This is a genomic window from Tropicibacter alexandrii (assembly GCF_003667315.2).
In the GTDB taxonomy this organism is placed as follows: domain Bacteria; phylum Pseudomonadota; class Alphaproteobacteria; order Rhodobacterales; family Rhodobacteraceae; genus Tropicibacter; species Tropicibacter alexandrii.
On sequence record NZ_RCTZ02000009.1, the window covers coordinates 25835 to 49779 of the forward strand.

Consider the following 23945-nt stretch of genomic DNA (forward strand, 5'->3'; position numbering starts at 1 on the left):
CGGGCCGCGCAGGGCGGCGGGCATCATAAAGGGACAAACGAATGAGGGGGCGGCGCGTGGCCACCCCCTCGGGGGAGATTAGCGGTAACCCGCTGCTTCCATGGCTTCGTTGGTGATGTCTTGCGCCTTGGCCAGCGCCTCGTCCACCGACTGCTGCCCGGCATAGACCGCCGAGAATTCCTGGCTGACCTCGGTCGCGATGCCCGCGAATTCCGGGATCGCCACGAACTGCACGCCGACATAAGGCACCGGGTCCACGGTCGGGTTCTGCGGATCGGCAGCGTTGATCGAATCCAGCGTCATCTTGGCAAACGGGATGTCCTTGTAGTTGTCGTTCTCATAGAGCGACGTGCGGGCACCCGGGGGCACGTTGGCCCAGCCTTCGTTGGCGGCGACCAGCTCGATATATTCCTTCGAGGTGGCCCATTCGATGAACTGCTTGGCGGCAGCCTCTTTCTGGGTGCCAGCCGGGATCCCCAGCGCCCATGCCCAGAGCCAGTTGGCGCGCTTTTCCACGCCCTCGGCGTTCGGGGCCAGCGCAAAGCCGACCTTGTCCGCGACGGTCGAGTCGTTGGGGTTGGTCACGAAGGAGGCCGCGACGGTGGCGTCGATCCACATGCCGCACTTGCCTTGCTGGAACAGCGAGAGGTTCTCGTTGAAGCCGTTGGTGGCATAGCCCGCCGGACCGCTTTCCGACATCATGTCGACGAAGAATGTCAGCGCCTCTTTCCACTCGGGTTGGTCGAACTGGGCGTTCCAATCCTCGTCGAACCAGCGCGCGCCGAAGGAGTTGCCGGTCACGGTGATGAAGGCACCGCCTTCGCCCCAGCCCGCCTTGCCGCGCAGGCAGATGCCGTTGATGTCGTTTTCGCGGTCGGTCATCGCCGCCGCCGCCTCGCGGATGAACTGCCAGGTCGGGGCCTCGGGCATTTCCAGACCGGCCTTTTCCATCAGGTCGGTGCGGTACATGATCATCGAGCTTTCGCCATAGAAGGGCGCCGCATAGAGCGTGCCGTCATGGCTGAGGCCTGCGCGCATGGCGGGCAGGATGTCGTCGGCGTCGTAGCTCTCGGACAGGTCGTCCAGCGGAACGAGCCAGCCATTGGCACCCCAGATCGGGGTTTCGTACATGCCGATGGTCATGATGTCGAAGGCACCGCCCTTGGTGGTGATGTCGGTGGTCACGCGCTGGCGCAGCACGTTTTCCTCGAGCGTCACCCACTCGACCTCGTGGCCGGTCTTCTCGGTGAAATCAGAGGTCAGGCCCTGCATCCGGATCATGTCGCCGTTGTTCACGGTCGCGATGGTCAGGGTCTCGGCCTGCGCTGCAAGAGCGACAGCCGTCAGTGCGGAAGCGCCCAGAAGGGCGCGAACGGTCGTTTTCATGTGTATCCTCCCATTGGGACATAATGCTGCATGAGCAAATGCCATCAGTGCGGGCAATTATTCATTTGAGGAGGTGTTGCGTCAACCCCCCACGTGGCCCGCATGGGCAGGAGGTAGGGTAACTCTCCGTTAAGGAAAGGAAAAAATCAGGGGCAGAGTTGGCGCTAACCGAGCAGGGCGGCGGCGGTTGCCTCGTCCGTAATCAGGCCGTTGATCAGTTTCCCGTCCAAAGCGGCACGAATCGCGGGCCGTTTGCGGTGGCCATGCGCGGCGGCGATCGTGGGGTAGACAGGCGAGGCTGGCAGCGGCGCCGAGCTGACACGGGTGTTGATATCGTCGTCGATCAACTGGCCGCCTGCGTCGAAGACATAGCCGATGATTTCGCCGACAGCCCCCTTGCCCAGAAGCCGGGCCTGATCCTCGCGGGTGATGAACCCGTCCAGCACGAGCGGCGCGTCGCCTTCGATCGCGCCGATGCCGACAAAGCGGATGTCGGTATGCAGCGACAGGTCGTGATGGGTGGCGAGTGTCTTTTGCCCGAGCAGGGCGGTGCGTTCCCCGGCAGAGGCCGAGATCACCGGGACCGGCATGGGAAAGGTCGGGGCGGTGACCTTTTCCGCCATGGTGAAGAGCACGTTGTACAGCGCGGTCGACCCATCGGGCGAGATGTTCCCGGTCAACGAGATGATCTTGTGCCGGGCGCAATCCAGATGCGGCAGGTGGTCGACCGCGCCGCGCAAGGTCCGCCCCGTGCCGATCCCAAGGATCAGCGGGTCGGGTTTGGACAGCCAGCGCTCGATCAGGTGGCCGGTGGCGTGCGACACGGCGGTTCCCGTCGCGGCGTCACTGGCCAGTTGCGGCACCACCTCGCAGATTTGCAGGCCGTAGCGCGCTTTCAGATCCCGGGCGAGGTCCATGCATTGCGAGATCGGGTGGTCGATGCGGGTCTTGACCAGCCCACCAGCCACCGCCTGACTGACCAGCCGCTGCACCGATTGCCGCGACAGCCCCATGATGCTGGCGATCTCGTCCTGTTTCATGCCACCGATATAGGCCAGCCACGCGGCACGCGCCGCGTCGTCCAGCTTGGTATCCCTTGAACTCATGCGTCTTTCCCGAAAATCCGTGCTGCATACTGAGCATCCGCCCAAGGTTTGACAAGCATGCCGAGATGATTTGGATTCTGCTTAATTTTTAAACGATTGGATCATTATTTGGGCGGCGTTGGCCGTCGTCGACGGTAAATGCTTGTGGAACCGTGCGCGGGCGATGGAAACTCCGGTAAGGGCATCCGCAGGATCAGGCCATGAGCGACACACCGATCTTTGATGAAATGTGGGGCAGGGATGACACCCTGCGTGCACCGTATCAGGGCTTTCAGACCTGGTTTGATGGCGAAGAGCCCCGGCGGCTCCGGGCAAAACAGCGCGAGGCGGAGGAGTTGTTCCGCCTCACGGGCATCACCTTCAACGTCTATGGCCGGGCCGAGGCCGAGGAACGTCTGATCCCCTTCGACATCATTCCGCGCATCATTTCAGGGCGCGAATGGCAGAAATTGAGCAAGGGCATCGAACAGCGTGTCCGCGCCATCAACGCCTTTCTGTACGACATCTACCACGGGCAGGAGATCATCAAAGCGGGCCGCATCCCGCGCGAGATGATCTCCAAGAACGAGGCCTTCCTGCCGCAGATGATGGGGGTGGAACCTCCGGGTGGCATCTATACCCATATCGTCGGCATCGATCTGGTGCGCACCGGGGATGACGAGTTTTACGTGCTCGAAGACAACGCCCGCACGCCCTCGGGTGTCAGCTACATGCTGGAAAACCGCGAGACGATGTTGCAGATGTTCCCGGAACTGTTCTCGCAGAACCGCGTGCAGCCGGTGCAGAACTACCCGGTCGAACTGCTGCGCTCGCTGGCGGCCTGCGCGCCTGCGGGCACCGAAGGCAAGCCCTGCGTCGCGGTGATGACGCCCGGCATCTTCAACTCCGCCTATTTCGAGCATTCGTTCCTGGCCGACCAGATGGGCGTCGAACTGGTCGAGGGGCATGATTTGCACGTGGTCGATGGCCGGGTGCAGATGCGCACCACGCGCGGCTACAAACCCATCGACGTGATCTACAGGCGGGTCGATGACGACTTTCTCGACCCTTTGAACTTCAACCCCGAAAGCGCGCTGGGCGTGCCGGGGATCATGGATGTCTACCGTGCGGGCAGGATCACCATCGCCAACGCCCCCGGCACCGGGATTTCCGATGACAAGGCGGTCTACAGCTACATGCCCGAGATCGTCGAATTCTACACGGGCGAGCGGCCCTTGCTGGAAAACGTGCCCACATGGCGCTGTTCCGATCCCGAAAGCCTCGCCTATGTTCTCGACAACCTCGCCGATCTGGTCGTCAAGGAGGTGCACGGGTCCGGCGGCTACGGCATGCTGATCGGCCCGACGGCGACGAAAAAGGACCTGTCGGATTTCCGCAAGAAACTGAAGGCGCGGCCCGCCAACTACATCGCCCAGCCGACGCTGAGCCTGTCCACCGTGCCGATCTTCACCAACAAGGGGCTGGCGCCGCGCCACGTAGACCTGCGCCCCTTCGTGCTGGTCAGCCCCGACGATATCCGCATCGTTCCGGGCGGGCTGACGCGGGTTGCATTGAAGAAGGGCTCTCTGGTCGTCAACTCCTCGCAAGGGGGCGGCACCAAGGACACCTGGGTGTTGGAGGACTGACATGCTGGGGAAAACGGCCAATGGCCTGTATTGGATGTACCGCTATCTCGAACGGGCCGAGAACACCTCGCGCTTGGTCGAAACCGGCCAGCGCATCGCGCTGACGCGGCTGGGCTCGACCGAGAACGAATGGCGCTCGGTCATGGAAAGCGCGGCGATGCTGCCGGGATACGAGGCGGCGAACGGTGAAGTGACAAAGGACACGGCCATCGACTGGATGCTGCGGGCGACGGACAACCCGTCATCGGTCATGTCGTCGATCGCGTCGGCGCGGCACAATGCAAGACTGGTGCGCACGGCCCTGACGGGTGAGGTCTGGAACGCGGTGAACGGCGCCTACATGCGTGCCCGCACCCTATTGGCGCGTAAGGTGAACGAACGCGATCTGCCGGGAATCCTTGGGGAAATCCGGCAGGGCACGGCGCTGGTGCGCGGTGCCACCCACGGCACCATGCTGCGCAACGACATCTACGATTTCGCCCGGATCGGGACATTCCTTGAACGCGGCGACAACACCGCGCGCATTCTGGACGTGAAATATTACGTGCTGCTGCCCTCTGTCCGATCTGTCGGGTCAGCAGTGGACAATGTGCAATGGGAAACGATCCTGCGCTCGGTCTCGGCGCGGGGCGGGTTCCGGATGGAGTACGGCTCGACGCTGGACCCGCGCGACATTGCGCAATTCCTGATCCTCGACCGCCGGATGCCGCGCAGTCTGGCGTTTTGCACGCGCAAGCTGCGGGACAATCTCGGGTATCTGGACAATGATTACGGCACACGCGCCGAAAGCTACCTGAAGGCGGACCATATCGAACGCTCGTATCTGAGCCACGACATCGATGCCGTGTTCGATTTCGGTCTGCACCAATTCATCCAGAAGGTCGTGGGGCTGTATGCCGAACTGGGCGCCCAGATCGAACGCGACTACCGCTTCTACGAGTGATGCCATGCGCCTGAAGATCCGCCACACCACCCGCTACCGCTTCGACCCGCCCGCGCGCTTCGGCCTGCAACAGGTGCGCAAGACGCCCAAGGATGGGCATGGCCAATGGGTCATCAACTGGTCGACGACACTGACCGGCGCGACGCGGCAGCTATCCTACGAGGATCACCACCACAACGTGGTGGAACTGATCAGCTTTGACCGCGACGTGTCCGAGGTCGAGATCACCTCGGAAGGCGAGATCGAGATTCAGGACAATGCGGGCGTGATCGGGCGCCACACCGGGCCCTCGCCGCTGTGGCTGTATGAACAGGGCACGCCGCGCACGACAGCGGGGCCGGGGGTCAAGGCGCTGCTGAAGAAGGTCGAGGGGGCCGACGCGCTGTCCCGCCTGCACGCCTTGTCGGCCATGGTGGGCGAGACGGTCGCCTACGAGGTCGGCGCATCGCAGCCCGACTGGACCGCCGAGGACGCGCTGAGCGCGGGCAAGGGCGTGTGTCAGGACCACGCCCATGTCTTCATCGCTGCGGCGCGTGCCATGGGTCTTCCCGCGCGCTACGTGTCCGGCTACCTCATGCTGGATGACCGCGTCGACCAGGACGCCATGCATGCCTGGGCCGAGGCGCATGTGGACGGGCTTGGCTGGGTGGGCTTCGATCCGTCGAACGCGATTTCCCCCGATATGCGCTATGTCCGCGTCGCGACGGGGCTGGACTATAGCGAGGCTTCGCCGGTACATGGCTTGCGGATGGGGCCCGGCGCGGAACTGCTGGACGTCCAGATCGCGGTGGCGCAGCAATAAAAGGCCGGGAAAAATGACCTATTGCGTGGGAATGATGCTGGATCGGGGCATCGCCTTCATGTCCGATACCCGCACCAATGCCGGGCTCGACAACATTTCCACATATCGCAAGATGACCATCTGGGAAGAGCCGGGCGAACGGTCCATCACGCTGATGAGCGCGGGGAACCTCGCCACGACCCAAGCCGTCGTCAGCCTGCTGGAAGAACGCACCAAGGCCCCGGATGACCGCAACCCCTCGATCATGGCAGAGCCGTCCATGTTTCAGGTCGCCCGGCTGGTGGCGGGCACCCTGCGCGAAGTCATCGAGACCCACGCCCAAGGCGGCCAACGCGCCGACAGCGCCTTCAACGCGACGCTGATCCTTGGCGGGCAGATCAAGGGCACGCCGCCCCGCCTGTTCCTGATCTACCCCGAGGGCAACTTCATCGAAGCGGGCAGCGACACGCCCTTCTTCCAGATCGGCGAGATGAAATACGGCCGCCCCATTCTGGTGCGCGCCTATGATCCCGGTCTCGACTTTGCGCAGGCGATGAAGCTGCTTCTGGTCAGCTTCGACTCGACGCTCAAGGCGAACCTGACCGTGGGCGCGCCCTTCGACTACCATTTCTACGAGACCGACAGCTTTGCCACCGGGCGTCGGGGGCGGGTCGAGTTGAACGACCCCTATTTCCGCAAGATCAGCACCGATTGGGGCGAAAGCCTGAAAGCGGCGCTGGATCAGCTGCCGGATTACCCGGACTGAGGCCGCGCCCGGCGGTCCCGGTCTGCAACAGGCGCCCGCGCGCCGGGAGAGACATGTGAGACTGCTGGTTTTCAGCGATTTGGACGGAACCCTTCTGGATCACCAGACATATTCCTATGACCCCGCGCGCCCTGCGCTGGACCGTTTGAAACGTCTGGGTAGTCCGCTGATCCTGAGCACCTCGAAAACCGCCGCCGAAGTCGCCCCCCTGCATGCCGAGCTGGGTCTGGGGGACGCGCCCGCCATCGTCGAGAACGGGGCAGGGCTGTACCGTCCCGGCGAGGCCGCGCAGGATGACAGCGCCTACAGGCGCTTGCGGGCGGTGCTGGCCGATCTGAACGCCCCGTTTCGGGGCTTTGGCGATATGACCGATGCCGAGGTGGCCGAGGTCACGGGCCTGCCCTTGGCACGGGCGGCGCTGGCCCGTCAGCGGTGCTTCTCGGAACCGGGGCTTTGGCGCGGCGATGATCTGGACGCCTTCACCGACACCCTGTCCGACCACGGCATCACGGCCCGCCAAGGGGGACGCTTCCTGACGCTCTCCTTTGGCCGGACCAAGGCCGACGCCCTGCGTGAGGTCGCGCAGGACATGCGCGCCGACACCACCATCGCGCTGGGCGACGCGCCCAATGACCTCGAAATGCTGAACACCGCCACCTATGGCGTGATCATACGCAACGCCCACGGCCCCGGTCTGCCGACCCAGCCGGGCGAGGCCACCGGCACCATCCGCCGCACGCAGGCCCCCGGCCCGACGGGCTGGAACGCGGCCATGACCGACATTCTGACTGAGCTGACCGAAAAGGGGGCCTTCGATGGCTGACTTCCACCAGAACGGCAATATCGCGCAATTCCACAACCTGCGCCAACGCCCGATCGAGGAACTGGTCTACGAGATCGAGACCTTTGCCCAGACCCGCAAGATCAGCCTCGTCCTGCCCTGCCTCTATTCCGAACTCGAAGGCCCGGCGATGGAGAACATCGTCGACGAACTGTCCAAGGTCACCTACCTGCATCGCATCATCATCGGCCTCGACCGCGCAACCGAAGCGCAATACCGCCATGCCCGCGACTTCTTTGCCCGGCTGCCGCAGAAACACGTCGTCATCTGGAATGACAGTCCCCGGATGAAGGCGCTGGAGGCACGTCTGGATGCGCTTGGCCTCGCCCCGCCGGAGCCGGGCAAGGGCAAGAACATGTGGTCCTGCATGGGATACCTGATCTCTTGTGCCGACAGCGCCGTGATGGCTCTGCACGACTGTGATATCGTGACATATCAAAGGGATATGCTGGCGCGGCTGGTCTATCCGGTGGTCAATCCGAACTTCCGCTACCAGCTGTCCAAGGGCTACTACCCGCGTATCGGCGACGGAAAACTGAACGGGCGTGTCACCCGCCTGCTCGTCTCGCCCCTGCTGATCGCGCTCAAGAAGGTGGTGGGGGACCGCGACTATATCGACTACCTGCGCAGCTTCCGCTACCCGCTGTCGGGGGAATTCGCCCTGCGCACCTCGCTGCTGCCCGACCTGCGCATTCCGTCCGATTGGGGGCTGGAAATCGGCGTCTTGTCAGAGGCTTGGCGCAATCTGGGCCGCCACGCCGTCTGCCAGGTGGAAATCGCCGACGCCTATGACCACAAGCATCAGACCGTGTCCGAGGAAGACGCCGCCACCGGCCTCAACCGCATGTCCACCGACATCTGCAAGGCGATCTTCCGCAAGCTCGCCGCCGATGGAACCATCATGACGGCCAACACGTTCCGCACCCTCAAGGCCACGTACTACCGCTGCGCGCTGGACCTGTTGGAGTTCTACGACAACGACGCCAAGATGAACGGGCTGACGGTGGATCGCCACCGCGAGGAAAAGACCATCGAACTGTTCGCCGAGAACATCATGGCCGCCGGGCATACCTTCATGGCGAAGCCCAACGAGGCGCCGTTCATCCCCAACTGGTCCCGCGTCAACGCCGCCGATCCGGAACTGGTTGCCGAATTGAAGGCGGCGGTCAGCGCGGACGAAGCGGACTACGCCTGAAAGGGGCTGGTTGCGCGTTTCGCGCGGGCGTATGAAGCGGGATCGAGTGGCACGATCTGGGAGGACTCATGCGCGCTTTTCTATCGGACATCTGGCACCGCCTGAACCCCGCCGAACCCTCGGCTTGGTATCTGGTGCGGTTCATGTTGGTGACGCTGGTGCTGTTCGGCGTGGCGGCTTGGATTGGGCATGGGTGAGGGGCATGCACCAATAGGTGCTTGTATTGGGCATGCCATTGTCAACACCGGGCCAAGCAATGGAGCTCATAATTCAGGTTAGCGTCTTACTTAGAGGCTGCTTCGCTTCTCGTAAGGCGTATGGCTTTAAGTACCAAGGAAAATAGGCCCCAGTTTACTTGAAGGTGCTGGCGCTTGATGAACTCCTGTTCGAGAGCTTTTGATGCCATAAATAGGTCCTTCACAAACTGACCAGACGACTCCAATTCCTCTCCTAAATATCGCAATTTTTTTAGAGGTGTAAACGAGTGGGCGAAATTGTCTCTTGTCTGCTTTAACTGCCGTAGAAGCGTGTCAGTGTCCTTATCAATAACTCTACGCTCTTTAAGTTCCTTAAGGCGATCCGAATATGACTCGGTTGCAGGAACGTAGTTGATGTCTTCGAGCGCTTTTTCAGTTTTAGAGAGAAAGAAAACCGCATATTCGCAAAATGTGAAGCCTAATCGGACAGAGCTATCGTTTAGAGAAATGGCCTCACCCAAAATCGTTTCGTCTCGCCGTGCTGAATTAAGCAATGAAAACGAAAGTTCTCCGTACTGCCATCTTATGTCAACTACCGGGCCAAGTAAGAAAACTCTTTCGAATAGTACAGACGCTTCTAGAGCAGGGTAGATATCTCTGTCTATGTTATCGCGATCTGACCCGGATACGAATAAATCGCTTCGGGAAAGACAGAAATTTCCTCCAGATGCCACCGCCAATGTTTCCAAGGTCTCAGTTGCAAAATCCAAATCGAACACCTGCCAGTTAGATCGCACTCAAAAGTATCGATCACAATGCAGTGTTTATTTAGTTCTGTCAAAAGGATCGGCAGGTAATCGTGCGTTATGTATCGCTCGGTGAGCTTCGCCGCAATCCAGTTGTGGGCACGCGGAACCTGCTTCGCAGAACCCGCTTTCGCCCACTCGCACCGAAACTGGACAGCCTTAGCTGTCCATTTTCAGTGCGGAAATAAACGCTTCCTGCGGGATTTCCACCTTCCCGAACTGGCGCATCTTCTTCTTGCCCGCCTTCTGCTTTTCCAGCAGCTTCTTCTTCCGGGTCGCGTCGCCGCCATAGCACTTGGCCGTCACGTCCTTGCGCAGCGCCGACAATGTCTCGCGCGCGATAACCTTGCCGCCAATCGCCGCCTGAATCGGGATCTTGAACATGTGGCGGGGGATCAAATCTTTCAGCTTTTCGCACATGGCACGGCCACGCATCTCGGCGCGGTCGCGGTGGACCATCATCGACAGCGCATCCACCGGCTCGTCATTCACGAGGATCTGCATCTTGACCAGATTGTCCTCGCGGTAGCCCTCCATCTGGTAATCAAACGACGCATAGCCCTTGGTCACCGATTTCAGACGGTCGTAGAAGTCAAAGACCACCTCGTTCAGCGGCAGGTCATAGACCGCCATCGCGCGCCCGCCCACATAGGTCAGGTCCAACTGCAAGCCGCGCCGGTCTTGGCACAGTTTCAGCACGTCGCCGAGATAGTCGTCGGGGACCATGATCGTCGCCTTGATGCGCGGTTCCTCGATATGGTCGACCTTCGACATGTCGGGCATGTCGGCGGGGTTGTGCAGGTCGATCTTTTCGCCGTCTTTCATATAAAGGTGATAGATCACCGAGGGCGCGGTGGTGATCAGTTCGATATTGTATTCCCGCTCGATCCGGTCGCGGATGACCTCGAGGTGCAAAAGGCCAAGGAAGCCGCAGCGGAAGCCAAAGCCAAGCGCGGCAGAGGTTTCCATCTCGTAGCTGAAGGAGGCGTCGTTCAGGGCCAGTTTCTCGATCGCGTCGCGCAGGTCCTCGAATTCATTCGAGTCGACCGGGAAGAGGCCGCAGAACACCACGGGGACCGAGGGTTTGAAGCCGGGCAGGGGCGTTTCGCAGCCCTTCTTTTCGGTGGTGATGGTGTCGCCGACCTTGGTGTCACGGACCTGCTTGATCGAACCGGTGAAAAAGCCGATCTCGCCCGGGCCCAGTTCCTTGACGTCCTGCATGGCGGGGCGGAAAACGCCCAGCTTGTCGACGCCGTATTTCGCGCCGGTCTGCATCATGCGGATGTTGTCGCCCTTGCGGATGGTGCCGTCCATCACGCGGATCAGGACGACGACGCCAAGGTAGGGGTCATACCAGCTGTCGACCAGCATCGCCTTCAACGGCGCGTCCGGGTCGCCGCCATGGGGCGGGGGCAGGCGTTTCACAATCGCTTCCAGCACGTCGGGGATGCCGATGCCGGTCTTGGCCGAGATCAGGCAGGCGTCAGAGGCGTCGATGCCGATGACATCCTCGATCTGTTCGGCCACACGCTCGGGCTCGGCCGCGGGCAGGTCGATCTTGTTCAACACGGGGACGATCTCGTGATCGGCGTCGATGGCGGTGTAGACATTGGCGAGCGTCTGCGCCTCGACCCCCTGGGTGGCGTCGACGACCAGCAAGGACCCCTCGACCGCGCGCATGGAGCGGCTGACCTCATAGGCAAAGTCCACGTGTCCGGGGGTGTCGATCAGGTTGAGGATATAGGTCTCGCCATCCTTGGCGGGATATTCGATGCGGACGGTGTTGGCCTTGATCGTGATGCCGCGCTCGCGCTCGATGTCCATGGCGTCGAGCAGCTGCGCCTTCATGTCCCGTTCCTGCACGGTGCCGGTGAGCTGGATCAGCCGGTCGGCGAGCGTGGATTTCCCGTGGTCGATATGAGCGACGATCGAGAAGTTGCGGATGCGGTTCAGAGGGATCATGAGGGCTGTCCTGAAGGGCAGAGGTTTGATCCGTGCATATGGCGTGAAAGGGGCGGATTGGCAAGGGTTGTGAACGTCGTGCAGAGGGCCACGCCCGGTCGCCGATGTTGCGCCATTGGTCCGAGCGACAATGGCGACGGGTGGGCGTTTGGAACGATTGTGGGTCACAATGGGCTTTCGAGTGGCGATCTCGCGCGTGCGGCGTCCGACCTCGCCGGAACGCCCTCCCGCGGGGAGGGGTCCGAGGCGGTCCGCGCAGCGGCAAACGGTCCGGGGGAGCGTTTGAGGCTCGGACGGGCATGGCCCGGTCTGACGCCCGCGCCGGGGCCTGTGGCGGGCGCTTGTGCTTTGGACCCGTCGCGGTAAGGTTGCACGGGGCAGGTGTGAGAGGGGCCGGTGGAGTTTAAATCGCAGAATGGCTTCAAGGTTTGGATAGAAGCGCAGCCAAAAGCGGTTTGCGTCGCGATGGCGGCGCGTGCGGCGCTGCGCGTTTGGCCGCTGCTACAAGCGCGACGGTTTTCGAAGGCCAATGAACCGTCACAGGATCCGGAGCGCACCAGTTTGACCTCTGCCTGCTGCCTAATGGTCAGCGTTGCTGCTACTCAATCGCCAGACCAGCGCCTCGTCGATCGTGCCTTCCACGCGATCTACAGCACACCCACTGTAAGAACAGGAATCATGCACGCAGCCGCCGCCGCGGCGTTTGCGGCATCAACGGCTGCTTCCAACGCAAATAACGCATTTGGCTACGCCGCAGATGCGGTAACTATGGCGAACAACGCGGTGGCCGTTATAGTTGAAGGAAAAGGCGCAGCCATGATTGCGCATCGCGCCGCCGCCTACCGTGACGCCGATTTCGGCGCCGAAACCATGCTCCACCAAGACCTCTGGCACGGGCAGGGCTGGCCCGAGGAATTGGACCCGGCCAAGCTTGGCCCCTTGCTTCTGGACGACCCCGATTTCGCCTTTCTGCGCCGCTGGTTCTTTGCCATGGCCGAGGGCAAGCCGCTGCCCATCGACCTGATGACCCGCATCGCGCTGGAGATCGACCAAGACGTCTGGGACAGCGGCGATCCCAAAGCCGCCGCCGCCGCCATCGCGAAGATCGAGGACGCGTGGAACGCCGAGCAGGCGGCCAAGGCCGGGCGCGCGCCGGAGTTCGAGCCGAAGGATGTCTCGCGCCTGTTTGTCTATCCGCAAAGCGTCATCGCTTCTGTGAGCCACACGTCGCAGACGATCACCCAGAATTTCTACCAGTTTCAGGCCGCGACCAAGGATTGGCTGAATGAAACGCCCGAATTCCTCAACGCGTTGGAGGCGATCCCCGCCAGTCTCGACCGGATCGGGGGTATCCTTGCCCATCAGGCGCAAAGCGCGGCCAGCGAACAGGCCCTGCGCGAGGAAATCGGGCGGCTGAAGGCGCGCGTGGCGCAGCTTGAGGCCGACCTTGCGGCGGTGAAATGCGCGCCCGAGGTGAAGGAAAAGCCGTGGTTCAAGGAGGTCAAGATCCTTGGTCCTGCGGTGGGGGCGATGCTCAGTGCCGTGGGCGTGGTCTACTGGCACGTTTCGGATGACGAGACCGGCCTGCGCCAGCGCAACGAAAATATCGCGCGTCAGTGGGATGAGTTGTGGGGCGAAGCCGAGCCGAAACAGTCGGAACGACAGGTTCAGGGTGCAAGGATCGCCGACAAGCGATAGCCCCTCACGGCACATCCCCGGGGGCGAATGTGTCGGCCCAGAACTCCAGCAGCAGGTTCCGGCGGGTCTGGTCCAGACCCACCAGCAGCGAGGGTGACAAGGCGATGGAGCGGCGGGCGCTGGGGGCGAGGCCGGTCTCGGTCACGTCCATCGAGGCCACCAGACCGGCCTGTTCCAACAGGCCCTGCGCTTCGGGGGTCAGGAGGTAGTCCAGCAGCGCCTTGGCCGACGCCGCTTGCACCGCGCCGCGCGGGATCATGTAGGCGCGCGACAGGATCAGCGTGTAATCCTCGGGCAGGATCATGCCGACTTCCGGCCGCGCGGCGCTGGCCACATAAGACCCCAGCACGTTGTAGGCGACGATATAGCGGCCCTCGGCCACGCCCGCGATGATCTCGGCGCTGCAACAGGTGGCGACGGCGTCGACGCGGGCGAAGCCTTCGAGCAGGGCGCCGAAGGTCGTCGCCTCGTTGCTGTCGCTGAAGGCGAACAGAAACCCAAGGCCCGAGGCGGCAATGTCATAGGTGGCGATGCGGTTGCGGTAGCGGTCGGGGTCGGCGCGCAGGGCGTCGAGCAGGGCAAAGCGGCTGCGCGGCACCTCGGCCCCGGCGAAGGCCGCGCGGTTATAGGCGATGGCGGCCGGTTCCAGCGTGATCCCCCACAACTCGTCGCGCCAGCGGCGGGTGTCGGGCAGGGCGGCGGTGACGGCAGAGCGGTGCGGCTGGGCGCAGGCGGCGTTGACCAGCCAGACCATCTGCTGCACCGCCGAGGACAGGACCGCGTCGGCGGGCGTGCCCTCGCCCCGGCACTCGGCCCTGCTGCGGGCAAACAGCGCGTTCGATCCCCATTGCTCATAGGTCACGGTCAGATCGGGACGCAGTTCTGCAAACCGGTCGATCACGGGACGGATGATGGCGATATCGGTGGTCGAGCGGATCAGGAAGGGGGTCGGCCCGCTGCCGAAACGCGCGACCGCCTCCTGCGAGAGGGCGGGGGCGGACAGGCAGATCAGCAGGGTGAGCCATTTCAGCATGTGCGGTCCTCTTCGCCGGGGAGCACCAGCGCGATGGTAAAGCCGGTCTCGTCGGCGGTCATGTCCAGCCGCCCGCCAAAGGCGGCGGCGACCGCGTGGACGATGGACAGGCCGATCCCGGCGCTGGTTTCGCCCGACCCGGCAGACCGGTTGAAGCGGGTGCCGAGCCGGTCGCGCACGGCGGGCGCCGGACCGGGGCCGCTGTCGCGGACCCAAAGCCGGGCCTCGGGGCCGATGCGATCGGCGCCGATGGTGATCGGCGATTGACCGTGGCGGACGGCGTTGCCCAGCAGATTGCGCCCGGCCTCGCCCAGCGAAAAGGCGTCGGCGCGCACGGTGACCGGATCCTCGCCGATCTCGAGCCGGATCGACAGGCCGGGGTGGTCGTCGCGCTCGATCATCTCAAGCGCGATTTCGCGCAGGTCGACGACGCGGCGTGGCGCGCTGTCGGTGCGGTGCACCACCAGAGCGCGGCTCAGCAACTGGTCGAGCAGGGTGCCAAGGCTGCGCGTGCGCCCCAACAGCCGGTCCAGCGCGCGGCTGGGGCGGTCGCTTTCGGCCTGTGCGGCCTCGGCCTGCACGCGGATCGCGGCGACGGGAGTGCGCAGTTGGTGCGCGGTGTCGGAGATCAGGTTGCGCATGGCGTCCAGCTGGCCTTCGAGCCGCGCCATGAAGCGGTTCAGCGCCGTCAGCGGCACCTGCAATTCGTGCGGCAGATCGTCGGTGGGGATGGCGGTCAGGTCATAGGGGTCACGCGCGGCGAGGTCTGCGGTGATGGCATCGAGCGGGGCCAGCGCGCGGCGCACCACCGCCCATGCAATCAGGACCAGCGCCAGCCCGGCCAGCGCCATCGGCCAAAGCGCATCGCGGCTGAGCGTCAGGGCCATGGCCTGCCGCGCCCGCAGGGTTTGGCCGACGATGACATCCACCGGCCCGGAGAAATCCCGTTCGACAAAGCGCCGCGTGACCTGAACGAAGCGCGCGGGCTCGCCGTTCAGCGTGGCGTCGAAGAAACCGGGCTGCGCGGCGATCAAGGTGTCGGTGTCGATCCCGGTGATGCGGGTACCGCCGGGGCCGCGGACCTCGTAATGGATGCGGTCCTCGGGGGCCTGCGCCAGCAATTCGAAGGCCGAGACCGGCAGCACCACCAAGGGCGCGCCGTTCTGGATGCGAATCGATTCGGCGATGTCATTGGCCGCGCCCAGCAGGATGCGGTCATAGCTTTGCCGTGCGGCCTGTCGTCCGTTCCACCATGTGGATGCGGCCACCAGCACCCCGCCCAGAACGAGGATCGTCAGCACCGCCCAAAGGACGCGGGTGGCCAGCGCGCGGGGTCTAGCCATCGGCTGGCCCGATCCGGTAGCCCACGCCGCGCTGCGTGGCGATGGCCACATCGCTGCCCGCAAAGCGTTTGCGCAGCCGGGCGATATACAACTCGATCGCGTTCACGCCGACATCGGCATCATCGAAGCCGTAAAGGGAATCGTACAGTCGCGCCTTCGAGATATATTGCCCGCGATGGCGGATCAGCACATCCAGCATCGCGGCCTCGCGCCGGGTCAGGTCCAGCTGGCGGCCGCCCAGCTGCGCGCTGCGGTCCTTGAGCACATAGGTCAATGATCCCAAGGTGATGACCTCTTCCTTGCGGGCGGCGTCGCGGCGCACCAATGCGCGCAGGCGGGCCTCCAACTCGCGCTGGTCGAAGGGTTTGCCAAGGTAATCGTCCGCCCCCTGATCCAGCGCCTCGACCCGGTCGTCGACCTCGGCCAGCGCGGTCAGCATCAAGACCGGCGTGCGGTCGGCGCTGGCGCGCATCTCGCGCAGCAGGTCAAGGCCCGAGCCATCGGGCAGGTTGATGTCGAGGATGATCGCGTCATAGCGCTGCACCGCGCGGCAATCGCGCGCGGCCTCCAGCGTTTCGGCCAGATCGCAGGTCAGTCCGGCGCGGCCCAGATGGGCGACCACCCCTTCGGCGAGATCGACCGCGTCCTCGACCATCAGGATTCGCATCATGCCCTCTTTTTCAGCGATGACAGGTTCGTGACAGCTATAGTGGTTACACATCCCCAACCCGCAAGAAAGGCCCAAAGGCCCGGAGGAGGCGGGGAGACATGCCCGGGCGTGGGAGTGCTCCGGGCAGACTTTATGGAGGACACAATGAAATTTGTCGCAACCCGCGGCGCGCTTGCCGCTGCCCTGCTGTCGCTTTCGACCTTTGGCGCATCCGCGCAGGAATGCATCGCCCCCGCCAACCCCGGCGGCGGCTGGGACTTCACCTGCCGTCAGGTCGGCAAGACGATGCAGGATCTGGGCCTGATCGACAGCACCATGCAGGTCGTCAACCTCGCCGGTGGCGGCGGTGGCGTGGCCTTTGCCGAGGTCGTCAACAAGCGCGGCGATGACAATGACCTGATCGTGGCCGCCTCGACCGCGACCGCGACCCGTCTGGCGCAGGGCGCCTATCCGGGCAACTCGATGGATCAGGTGCGCTGGCTGGCCACCATCGGTGCCGATTACGGTGTGATCGCCGTCGCCGCCGACAGCGAGGTCACCGACCTGACCGGGCTGCTCGACCAGATCAAGAATGACCCGACCTCGGTCTCCATCGCCGGTGGTTCGGCCGTGGGTGGCTGGGATCACCTCAAGGTTCTGATCGCGGCGAATGCCTATGGCATCGACGACGTCCGCTCGGTCAAATACATCGCCTTCGATGGCGGCGGCGAAGCCGTGACCCAGCTGCTGGCTGGTTCCGTGCAGGCCTTCACCGGCGACATTTCCGAGGCCAAAGGCTTTGTCGACAGCGGTGACATCCGCGTTCTGGCGGTGCTGTCGCCCGAGCGTCTGCCCGGCGAATTCGCCGCGTTCCCGACCGCGCGCGAACAGGGCGTGGACGCCATCGGTGCGAACTGGCGCGGCTTCTACGCGCCGGGCGGCATGAGCGATGAGGCCTATAACGAGTGGGTGTCGAAGATCGCCGACCTGTACGCGTCGGACGCGTGGAAGGAAACCATGGCCGCCAACGGTCTGGCGCCGCTCGACCTGCAAGGCGACGCCTTTCAGGAATTCGTGACCAACTCGGTCGCGCAGATCCAGTCGATCTCCAAGGAAATCGGCATCATCAAGTAAGTCCACACTCACGGGACACTTGACGGGGCGCCGCGCGACATGTGCGGCGCCCACCCCCTTACCTGCCCCCCTGATACCCGAAAAGGAGATTGCCATGAGCGATCGTATCTTCGGTGTCGTCGGCCTGCTCCTCGCCATCGGTTACGTCTTTGCCGCGCTCGCGATCGAGGAAAGCTTTCTGTCGGATGCCGTCGGCCCCAAGGCCTTCCCCCTGTTGCTCGCCGCCGTTCTGGGCATTTCCAGCCTCGTGATCGTGCTGCGCCCCGATGCCGAACCGGACTGGCCCTCGCTGGGCCGTCTGGTCGAGATCGCCGCCGCCGTGGTCGTCATGATGCTGTATGCGCAGATGCTGCCCGTGGCGGGGTTCGTTCTGGCGACCGCCTTTGCCGCCGGATACCTCGCATGGCGTCTGGGCTCCGGCCTGATCGAGGCGGTGCTGACCGGCATCGGCACCTCTGTCGGCATCTATGTCATCTTTCATCTCGTCCTCGGCCTGTCGCTGGCCAAGGGCCCGTGGGGGTTCTGATCCATGGACCTGCTTTCCAACCTTGGCGATGGGTTCGCCATCGCGCTGACATGGCAAAACCTGCTGCTGGCGCTGCTGGGCTGCTTTCTGGGCACGGTCATGGGCGCGCTGCCGGGCCTTGGCCCGTCCAACGGCGTGGCGATCCTGATCCCGCTGGCCTTTACGCTGGGCCTTGGCGCGACGCCCTCGCTGATCCTGCTGACATCCGTCTATTACGGCGCGATGTATGGCGGGCGGATCTCGTCGATCCTGCTGAACATTCCCGGCGATGAACCGGCGATGATGACCTGCCTCGACGGCCACCCGATGGCGAAAAAGGGCCTCGCGGGCGAAGCGCTGAGCCTATCGGGCATTGCGTCTTTTGTCGGTGCGTTCTTTGCCACATGGGGGCTGATCCTGCTGGCGCCGCAGCTGGTCAAGATCGCGCTGCTGTTCGGCCCGGCGGAATATTTCGCCCTCTTCGCGCTGGCCTTCATGACGCTGGGCGGGGTGTCCTCGACCAACCAAGCCAAGTCCGCCTTTGCCGCCGCTTTGGGTCTGGGGCTGGCCACCATCGGCGTCGACACGCAAACCGGCGTGCCGCGCTTCACCTTTGGCGAGGTGCACCTGTATGACGGGCTCGACTTCCTTGTGGCCATCGTCGGGCTGTTCGCCTTGTCCGAGGTCTTCATCTTCCTCGAAAACCGTCATGGCGGGAACGCGGATGGATCGAAGCTGAAGATCGGCAAGCTCTACCCGCCGATGTCGATGATCAAGCAATGCATCCCCACCATGCTGCGCACCTCCTTCCTCGGGTTCCTTGCCGGGGTGCTGCCGGGGGCTGGCGCGTCGCTTGGGTCGTTCATCAGCTATTCCATGGAAAAGCGTCTGGTCGACAAGGAGGGCACCTTTGGCACGGGCGATCCGCGTGGCGTGGCCGCGCCCGAGGCGGGCAACAACGCGGCCGCCGGGGGCGCGCTGGTGCCGATGCTGGCGCTGGGCGTGCCGGGGTCGGGCACAACCGCCGTGCTGCTGGCGGTGCTCTTGAGCCTGAACATCACGCCGGGGCCGCTGCTGTTCACGCAGAACCCGGACGTGGTTTGGGGCCTGATCGCGGCGCTGTTCATCGCCAACTTCATGCTGCTGGCCATGAACATCCCGATGGTTGGCCTGTTCACCCGCGTGCTGATGGTGCCAAGCCGCATCCTGATGCCCATCGTGGCGATGGTCAGCTTTGTCGGCATCTACGGCATCTCGGGGTCCAGTTTTGACCTGATGGTGATGATCGGCTTTGGCGTGATGGGCTGGGTGCTGCGCAAGTTCGACGTGCCCTTGGTGCCGATCATCCTTGGCACGCTCTTGGGCAACGCGATGGAAAACAACCTACGCCGCGCCGTGACCATCGACAATGGCGATTGGTGGACGCTGGTCGACACGCCGCTGGCGCTGAGCCTCTGGGCCATCGCGATCATCGGCTTTGTCCTGCCGCTGATCATTGGCCGCAAGGTCAAGGCGGGCATGCACGCCAAGCGCGATGACGAAGGCTCGATCAGCGATTGAGCCCATCGGCCATCCCCGCCCGGCGCGGGGGTGGCCTTGCCTGGTTAACTATTTATTAACATTTGTGGAATGGATTTTTTACCGTCAGCCCCTATCACTCCGGACATAAGAGGTTAGTGTGAAATCCTGGCAGACGCCACACGCAGCCACAGTCGGAGACAGCATGACAGGGCAGACCAGAACGCCGACGGCAGCCGCGGCCTAGAAATGCGAGGCATGAGGGTCCTTCGGCTCGATTTCCTGCTGCCAGCACTGGTGCTGGCGCTTGGCGTCGTGGCGTCCGTGCTGTTCATGAACGTGCAGCGCAGCGCCCAGTCCGAGCGGCTGATGGCCGAGACCCAGCTTGCGGTGTCCAATTTCGGCGCGCGGCTGGAAACCCACATGGCGGCGCGGCTCAATGCTGGCCTGCTGCTGGGGCAACGCTTTCTGAGCCAGAACAATTTCGACGCCGAGTCCTTTCGCGAGGAAACCCAACTGCTGCATGAACTGTTCGGCGATTTTCAGGCGCTGAACTGGGTCGATGCCGATGGCGTCATCCGCATCGTCACCCCTGTCGAGGGCAATGCCGCCGCGCGCGGTCTGAACCTGCGCAGCCTCGCCGTGCCCGCGCTGGCGCTGCGCCGGGCTGAACTGACGGGGCGCATGCAGGTGACGCCGCCGCTGGAACTGGCGCAGGGCGGCACGGGCTTCGTCGCCTATGTGCCGATCGTGGTGGACGGTGCCCCGCGCGGCTTCATCAACATCGTGTTCCGCGCCGCGCCATTGATGCAGAACGCGCTGGGCGAGAACGACGGGCTGCCCTACGGGTTTCGGGTCATCGACGGGCAGGAAGTCCTGTTCACGCATGGCCCCGAAGAGTTCGGCGGCCCCGGGCTGGACGAAACCCGCATTCAGGTCGGCGACCGGACGTGGCGGCTTCAGGTCGTGCCGCTGGCCGAGCGCATGACCGCGATGAGCGGCCTGATCGACGAGGCCACGCTGATCCTTGGCGGGCTGGCCTCGATGCTGCTGGCGATGCTGAGCCGTATCGCGATGCTGCGGCAGGCCTCGCTGGCGCAAAGCGAGGCGCGCTTCAGCGATTTCGCCTCGGCCAGTTCGGACTGGTACATGGAACTGGACGCGAAGCTGCGGACCTCGTGGTTTTCGGAGGGTGTCGAAAGCTATTTCGGCGCGCCGCGCCAAAGGCTGCTGGGCCGGTCCATCGACTGGTTCCGCGCCCCGGCGGGGGACGAGGCCGCATGGGCGGCGCATATGGCGGACCTGCGCGCGCATCGGCCATTCCGCGATGTGGTCCATGCCACCATCGCCCGCGGCAAGCGGCGTTGGCTGCGGGTGTCCGGCGTGCCGCAATTCGACAGTGCCGGGACGTTCACGGCTATCGTTGCGCCGCCGTGGACACGACCGAACTGGTGCAATCGCGCAGCGAGGTCGAGCAGGCCAATACCCGCCTGTTTGCCGCCGTCGAGAACCTCAACGAGATGTTCAGCCTGTGGGACAAGGAGGACAGGCTGGTCTTTGGCAACCGCATCTTTCGCGAGCTGAACGCCAACAACGCCGAGAACATCGTGCCCGGCACGCGCTTTGTCGATTATCTGCGCGGCAGCATCGCTTGCGGCGACGTGCCCGATACCGGCCTGAGCGACGAGGAGTTCCTCGCCTATAGCCTGAGACGGCGGCACGACCCGCGCGCCGAGCCCTTCGAGGTGGCGCGCAACGACGGCACCATCCTGCGCCTGTTCGAGCAGAACCTGCCCGATGGCGGCATCGTGACGGTCGGGCAGGACGTCACCCGCCAGCGTCAGGACGAACGGGCGTTGCGCGCCTCGGAAGAGCGGCTGGCGCTGGCCAGCCAACAGCTGGCGATCTGGGACTGGGACCTCGAAACCGACAATGTCTACATGTCGCCGGGCTTTGCCGAACGGCTGGGCTATGCACCGGACGAATTCCAGCAGATCAAGGCGGATTCGGTCGCCAGCATCATCCATCCCGACGATGTCGACGGCTATCTCGCCAAGCTGCGCGCGCATCTCGACGATCCGACCAGCGGCCTGACAAGCGAGCACCGTTTCCGCACCCGGTCGGGCGAATACCGCTGGTTCCTCGCCATCGGTCAGGCCGAGACCGGGCCGGACGGGCGGGCCATCCGCTCGACCGGGGTGCTGACCGATCTGACCGACCGGATCGAGTTGGAAGCCAAGTTGCAGCATGCCCAGAAGATGGAGGCCATCGGTAACCTGACCGGCGGCGTCGCGCATGATTTCAACAACCTGCTGGCGGTGATTCTGGGCAATCTGGAACTGATCAAGGACATCGCGGAGAGCGAGACGATTCGGGGCTTCGCCGATGCCGGGATCACCGCGACGCAGCGCGGCGCGGACCTTGTGCGGAGCATGCTCAGCTTTGCCCGGCGTGCCCGGCTCGATCCGCGCCTGACCGATCTCAACGGCCTGATCAACGAACCGGCGCTGTGGTTCTCGCGTGTGCTGCCTGAGCATATCAAGGTCGAGGTCTCGATGGAAAGCGACCTGCTGCCCGCCCGCGTCGACCCGTCGCTGACCCAGAACGCGGTGCTGAACCTCGTGTTGAACGCCCGCGACGCGATGCCCGAGGGCGGCACGCTGACCCTGCGCACCCAGAACGTCACCATCGGCGAGGGCGAGGTGGACGTGGATGGCGAGGCGGTCGCGCCGGGGCCTTACGTGGTGCTGGAGGTCGGCGATACCGGGCCCGGCATCGACATGAGCAATCAGAACCTGATCTTCCAGCCGTTCTTTACCACCAAGCCGCCGGGTGCCGGGTCGGGCCTTGGCCTGTCGATGGTGCATGGCTTCATGAAGCAGTCGGGCGGCATGGTGCAGGCGGTTTCCGAACCGGGCAAGGGCGCGCGCTTCCGGCTGTATTTCCGGGCCGCCGCCGACCAGCTTGTGACACGGGCGCCCGAGCAGCGCCGCCTCGAGGCACCAGGGGCCAGCCGGGCGGCGCGGCTTTATGTGGTCGAGGACGAGGCCGAGGTGCTCAAGGTGCTGGTCGCCACGCTCGAAGGGGCGGGCTACGAGGTGCGCGCGGCGACCTCGGGCGACGAGGCGTTCTCGCTGTGGAACGCGGCGGATGACATCGACGTGCTGATCACCGATATCGTCATGCCGGGCCAGTTGCAGGGCACGCATCTGGTGCAGGCGCTGCGCGCCCGCCATCCGCGCATGCCGGTGATCTTCCTGTCGGGCTACACGCCTGAAAGCGCGATCACCGAGGATGCCACGGTGCCCGGCGACATCCGCCTGACCAAGCCGGTGAACCGCGCCGAGCTGATCGCCGCGGTCGAGGCGGTGCTGGCCTTCCGGCTACGCTAAGCGTCAGGACAGGCTGGCGACGGCCTTGTGCGCCATGGCGAGGACCGCCTCGCGCGTTTCGGCCACTGCGATGAACCGGGCATTGTGGCAGAACCGGGCGCCCGCGACGCCGCAGGCCCGTTCCAGCGCGGCGTCGGTCAGCCCGGCCCACGCCTCGGGCAGGTCAGCGCGGCTTTCGAACGTGTCGCCGCCCTTGCGGATGGTGTTCAGCGCCCAGTCGCCGTCGCGCGGGTGGATTACGAACAACAGGTGGTCGGCGCCGGTCCGTTCGATGGCCGAGCGGAAAGGCATGCCCATCGGCAATTCGAGGATCGGCGAGGGGCCAGCATCGGCGATGGCTCGGGTGACGATCGCCTCGGCGCGGGTCTTGGCGGCGCGCGTTCGGACCGCCGCCTCGACAAAGGCGCGCGCCACGGGCAGCGCCGCGGCAAACGCATGGTCATTGGCATCGGCACCGCGATCGTCGAAGACGGGCTTGAGTGTTTCCAGCAGCACCGGCAGGGTCATACCGGCCAGCGGACCGGCCACTGACGGTTCGAGCGCGCCGTTGTCGAGCAGGTCGACCGGCACGACAAAGCCCCGGTCGATGCGGTGATGCACATCGTCGATATCCGCCTCGGGCACGTCCAGCGCACGCAGGTAGGCGTGGCCGAAATGCCGCCAGATCAGCCCGAACGAGCTGTAGGGCGTGTCATCATCGCGCAGCGGGTTGGGCCGCTGGTGGTGGTCAAAGATCTGCGCGTCCGGATCGTAGGCCCGCCCCACATCGTAGATGATCCGGCCCGCAGCGGGGGTGATCCAGTCCGGATCGCGGCTGCGCACGAGGGTCGCGTCGGGGAACAGCCGGGTCAGAACGACCGAGGACAACAGCTCATCCGCATGAAAACCGCCGGAATGGGTGACAAGATGCGTGACGCTCATTTCGTGCGGACCTTCTGTGCGTTGCGGGACGCTAACGCGGTTGGATCAATCGGTGCAAGCGCAATGCGACCCTTGCGGAAGGGGCGCGACATCTGCCGCATGTCACCTCGGATCGGAGCGCGCTTGAGGAGGGGCAGCCCGGGG

The 23945-nt window shown here is 64.3% G+C and carries 21 protein-coding genes; 13 read left to right on the forward strand and 8 right to left on the reverse strand.

The window, feature by feature from the left end:
• Positions 1-78 precede the first annotated feature (78 nt).
• Complete coding sequence (locus D8Z78_RS12970) at positions 79-1386, reverse strand: ABC transporter substrate-binding protein (protein ID WP_121630700.1); 1308 nt, start codon at positions 1384-1386, stop codon at positions 79-81.
• A 164-nt stretch (positions 1387-1550) separates the two neighbouring features.
• Positions 1551-2492 carry a sugar-binding transcriptional regulator gene (locus tag D8Z78_RS12975; protein ID WP_121630701.1) on the reverse strand — a complete coding sequence of 314 codons (942 nt, stop codon included), beginning with the start codon at positions 2490-2492 and terminating at the stop codon, positions 1551-1553.
• A 200-nt stretch (positions 2493-2692) separates the two neighbouring features.
• Here D8Z78_RS12975 and D8Z78_RS12980 point away from each other — a divergent pair, with 200 nt between their 5' ends.
• The 7 genes from D8Z78_RS12980 (at position 2693) to D8Z78_RS25225 (ending at position 8840) form a co-directional block, all read left to right on the forward strand.
• Positions 2693-4117 (forward strand): circularly permuted type 2 ATP-grasp protein, encoded by a 1425-nt coding sequence (locus D8Z78_RS12980; RefSeq protein WP_121630702.1) that lies wholly within the window; start codon positions 2693-2695, stop codon positions 4115-4117.
• A 1-nt stretch (position 4118) separates the two neighbouring features.
• The gene (locus D8Z78_RS12985) at positions 4119-5060 is read left to right on the forward strand and encodes an alpha-E domain-containing protein (protein WP_121630703.1); all 942 of its coding nucleotides are present in this window, start codon (positions 4119-4121) and stop codon (positions 5058-5060) included.
• A 4-nt stretch (positions 5061-5064) separates the two neighbouring features.
• Positions 5065-5862 (forward strand): transglutaminase family protein, encoded by a 798-nt coding sequence (locus D8Z78_RS12990; protein ID WP_121630704.1) that lies wholly within the window; start codon positions 5065-5067, stop codon positions 5860-5862.
• Positions 5863-5893: 31 nt separating this feature from the next.
• A complete protein-coding gene (locus D8Z78_RS12995) occupies positions 5894-6607 on the forward strand; it encodes a proteasome-type protease (RefSeq protein WP_240672114.1) in 714 nt (237 codons plus the stop codon).
• Positions 6608-6662: 55 nt separating this feature from the next.
• Positions 6663-7430 (forward strand): HAD-IIB family hydrolase, encoded by a 768-nt coding sequence (locus D8Z78_RS13000; RefSeq protein WP_121630706.1) that lies wholly within the window; start codon positions 6663-6665, stop codon positions 7428-7430.
• Positions 7423-8643, forward strand: coding sequence for a glycosyltransferase family protein (locus D8Z78_RS13005; RefSeq protein WP_121630707.1), 1221 nt, complete (start codon positions 7423-7425; stop codon positions 8641-8643). The genes D8Z78_RS13000 and D8Z78_RS13005 overlap by 8 nt, the downstream gene beginning before the upstream one ends.
• Positions 8644-8711: 68 nt before the next feature.
• Positions 8712-8840 carry a hypothetical protein gene (locus tag D8Z78_RS25225; RefSeq protein WP_255446350.1) on the forward strand — a complete coding sequence of 43 codons (129 nt, stop codon included), beginning with the start codon at positions 8712-8714 and terminating at the stop codon, positions 8838-8840.
• Between the two features lie 86 nt (positions 8841-8926).
• On the opposite strand, the gene D8Z78_RS13010 is transcribed toward D8Z78_RS25225, so the two are convergent.
• On the reverse strand, positions 8927-9619 hold the full coding sequence (locus D8Z78_RS13010; RefSeq protein WP_128910784.1) for a hypothetical protein: 693 nt from the start codon (positions 9617-9619) through the stop codon (positions 8927-8929).
• Positions 9620-9805: 186 nt separating this feature from the next.
• Positions 9806-11608: a translation elongation factor 4 gene (gene lepA / locus D8Z78_RS13015; RefSeq protein WP_121630708.1), complete on the reverse strand. Its 1803-nt coding sequence runs from the start codon at positions 11606-11608 to the stop codon at positions 9806-9808.
• An 816-nt stretch (positions 11609-12424) separates the two neighbouring features.
• On the opposite strand from lepA, the gene D8Z78_RS13020 reads away from it, so the two are divergent.
• Positions 12425-13306, forward strand: coding sequence for a hypothetical protein (locus tag D8Z78_RS13020; RefSeq protein ID WP_121630709.1), 882 nt, complete (start codon positions 12425-12427; stop codon positions 13304-13306).
• 4 nt (positions 13307-13310) lie between these two features.
• Here D8Z78_RS13020 and D8Z78_RS13025 read toward each other — a convergent pair whose 3' ends face one another.
• The 3 genes from D8Z78_RS13025 to D8Z78_RS13035 are packed head-to-tail and all read right to left on the reverse strand — an operon-like array spanning position 13311 to position 16349.
• Positions 13311-14339 (reverse strand): ABC transporter substrate-binding protein, encoded by a 1029-nt coding sequence (locus D8Z78_RS13025; protein ID WP_121630710.1) that lies wholly within the window; start codon positions 14337-14339, stop codon positions 13311-13313.
• Entirely contained in the window at positions 14333-15682 is a 1350-nt protein-coding gene (locus D8Z78_RS13030) for a sensor histidine kinase (RefSeq protein WP_121630711.1), read from the reverse strand. The genes D8Z78_RS13025 and D8Z78_RS13030 overlap by 7 nt, the downstream gene beginning before the upstream one ends.
• Positions 15675-16349, reverse strand: a complete 675-nt coding sequence (locus tag D8Z78_RS13035; protein ID WP_121630712.1) for a response regulator transcription factor — start codon at positions 16347-16349, stop codon at positions 15675-15677. Before D8Z78_RS13035 ends, D8Z78_RS13030 begins: the two co-directional genes overlap by 8 nt.
• A gap of 147 nt (positions 16350-16496) precedes the next feature.
• Here D8Z78_RS13035 and D8Z78_RS13040 point away from each other — a divergent pair, with 147 nt between their 5' ends.
• The 5 genes from D8Z78_RS13040 to D8Z78_RS24970 all read left to right on the forward strand — a co-directional run bounded on the left by D8Z78_RS13040 (position 16497) and on the right by D8Z78_RS24970 (position 22880).
• Positions 16497-17465 (forward strand): Bug family tripartite tricarboxylate transporter substrate binding protein, encoded by a 969-nt coding sequence (locus tag D8Z78_RS13040; protein WP_121630713.1) that lies wholly within the window; start codon positions 16497-16499, stop codon positions 17463-17465.
• Positions 17466-17559: 94 nt separating this feature from the next.
• Positions 17560-17991: a tripartite tricarboxylate transporter TctB family protein gene (locus D8Z78_RS13045; protein WP_121630714.1), complete on the forward strand. Its 432-nt coding sequence runs from the start codon at positions 17560-17562 to the stop codon at positions 17989-17991.
• A gap of 3 nt (positions 17992-17994) precedes the next feature.
• A complete protein-coding gene (locus D8Z78_RS13050) occupies positions 17995-19530 on the forward strand; it encodes a tripartite tricarboxylate transporter permease (protein WP_121630715.1) in 1536 nt (511 codons plus the stop codon).
• Positions 19531-19746: 216 nt separating this feature from the next.
• Complete coding sequence (locus D8Z78_RS13055; protein WP_164932960.1) at positions 19747-21072, forward strand: CHASE domain-containing protein; 1326 nt, start codon at positions 19747-19749, stop codon at positions 21070-21072.
• Entirely contained in the window at positions 21009-22880 is a 1872-nt protein-coding gene (locus D8Z78_RS24970; protein ID WP_240672122.1) for a hybrid sensor histidine kinase/response regulator, read from the forward strand. The genes D8Z78_RS13055 and D8Z78_RS24970 overlap by 64 nt, the downstream gene beginning before the upstream one ends.
• A gap of 3 nt (positions 22881-22883) precedes the next feature.
• Here the strand turns inward: D8Z78_RS24970 and D8Z78_RS13065 are convergent, their stop codons facing one another.
• Complete coding sequence (locus tag D8Z78_RS13065) at positions 22884-23801, reverse strand: MYG1 family protein (protein WP_121630718.1); 918 nt, start codon at positions 23799-23801, stop codon at positions 22884-22886.
• Between the last annotated feature and the right edge of the window lie 144 nt (positions 23802-23945).

Bases quoted from the DNA above. Each gene is read 5' to 3' on its own strand.
- D8Z78_RS12970 (WP_121630700.1), bottom strand. From the start codon at position 1,386: ATGAAAACGACCGTTCGCGCCCTTCTGGGCGCTTCCGCACTGACGGCT.
- D8Z78_RS12975 (WP_121630701.1), bottom strand. From the start codon at position 2,492: ATGAGTTCAAGGGATACCAAGCTGGACGACGCGGCGCGTGCCGCGTGG.
- D8Z78_RS12980 (WP_121630702.1), top strand. From the start codon at position 2,693: ATGAGCGACACACCGATCTTTGATGAAATGTGGGGCAGGGATGACACC.
- D8Z78_RS12985 (WP_121630703.1), top strand. From the start codon at position 4,119: ATGCTGGGGAAAACGGCCAATGGCCTGTATTGGATGTACCGCTATCTC.
- D8Z78_RS12990 (WP_121630704.1), top strand. From the start codon at position 5,065: ATGCGCCTGAAGATCCGCCACACCACCCGCTACCGCTTCGACCCGCCC.
- D8Z78_RS12995 (WP_240672114.1), top strand. From the start codon at position 5,894: ATGATGCTGGATCGGGGCATCGCCTTCATGTCCGATACCCGCACCAAT.
- D8Z78_RS13005 (WP_121630707.1), top strand. From the start codon at position 7,423: ATGGCTGACTTCCACCAGAACGGCAATATCGCGCAATTCCACAACCTG.
- D8Z78_RS25225 (WP_255446350.1), top strand. From the start codon at position 8,712: ATGCGCGCTTTTCTATCGGACATCTGGCACCGCCTGAACCCCGCCGAA.
- lepA (WP_121630708.1), bottom strand. From the start codon at position 11,608: ATGATCCCTCTGAACCGCATCCGCAACTTCTCGATCGTCGCTCATATC.
- D8Z78_RS13020 (WP_121630709.1), top strand. From the start codon at position 12,425: ATGATTGCGCATCGCGCCGCCGCCTACCGTGACGCCGATTTCGGCGCC.
- D8Z78_RS13025 (WP_121630710.1), bottom strand. From the start codon at position 14,339: ATGCTGAAATGGCTCACCCTGCTGATCTGCCTGTCCGCCCCCGCCCTC.
- D8Z78_RS13030 (WP_121630711.1), bottom strand. From the start codon at position 15,682: ATGGCTAGACCCCGCGCGCTGGCCACCCGCGTCCTTTGGGCGGTGCTG.
- D8Z78_RS13035 (WP_121630712.1), bottom strand. From the start codon at position 16,349: ATGCGAATCCTGATGGTCGAGGACGCGGTCGATCTCGCCGAAGGGGTG.
- D8Z78_RS13040 (WP_121630713.1), top strand. From the start codon at position 16,497: ATGAAATTTGTCGCAACCCGCGGCGCGCTTGCCGCTGCCCTGCTGTCG.
- D8Z78_RS13045 (WP_121630714.1), top strand. From the start codon at position 17,560: ATGAGCGATCGTATCTTCGGTGTCGTCGGCCTGCTCCTCGCCATCGGT.
- D8Z78_RS13050 (WP_121630715.1), top strand. From the start codon at position 17,995: ATGGACCTGCTTTCCAACCTTGGCGATGGGTTCGCCATCGCGCTGACA.
- D8Z78_RS13055 (WP_164932960.1), top strand. From the start codon at position 19,747: ATGAGGGTCCTTCGGCTCGATTTCCTGCTGCCAGCACTGGTGCTGGCG.
- D8Z78_RS24970 (WP_240672122.1), top strand. From the start codon at position 21,009: ATGTTCAGCCTGTGGGACAAGGAGGACAGGCTGGTCTTTGGCAACCGC.
- D8Z78_RS13065 (WP_121630718.1), bottom strand. From the start codon at position 23,801: ATGAGCGTCACGCATCTTGTCACCCATTCCGGCGGTTTTCATGCGGAT.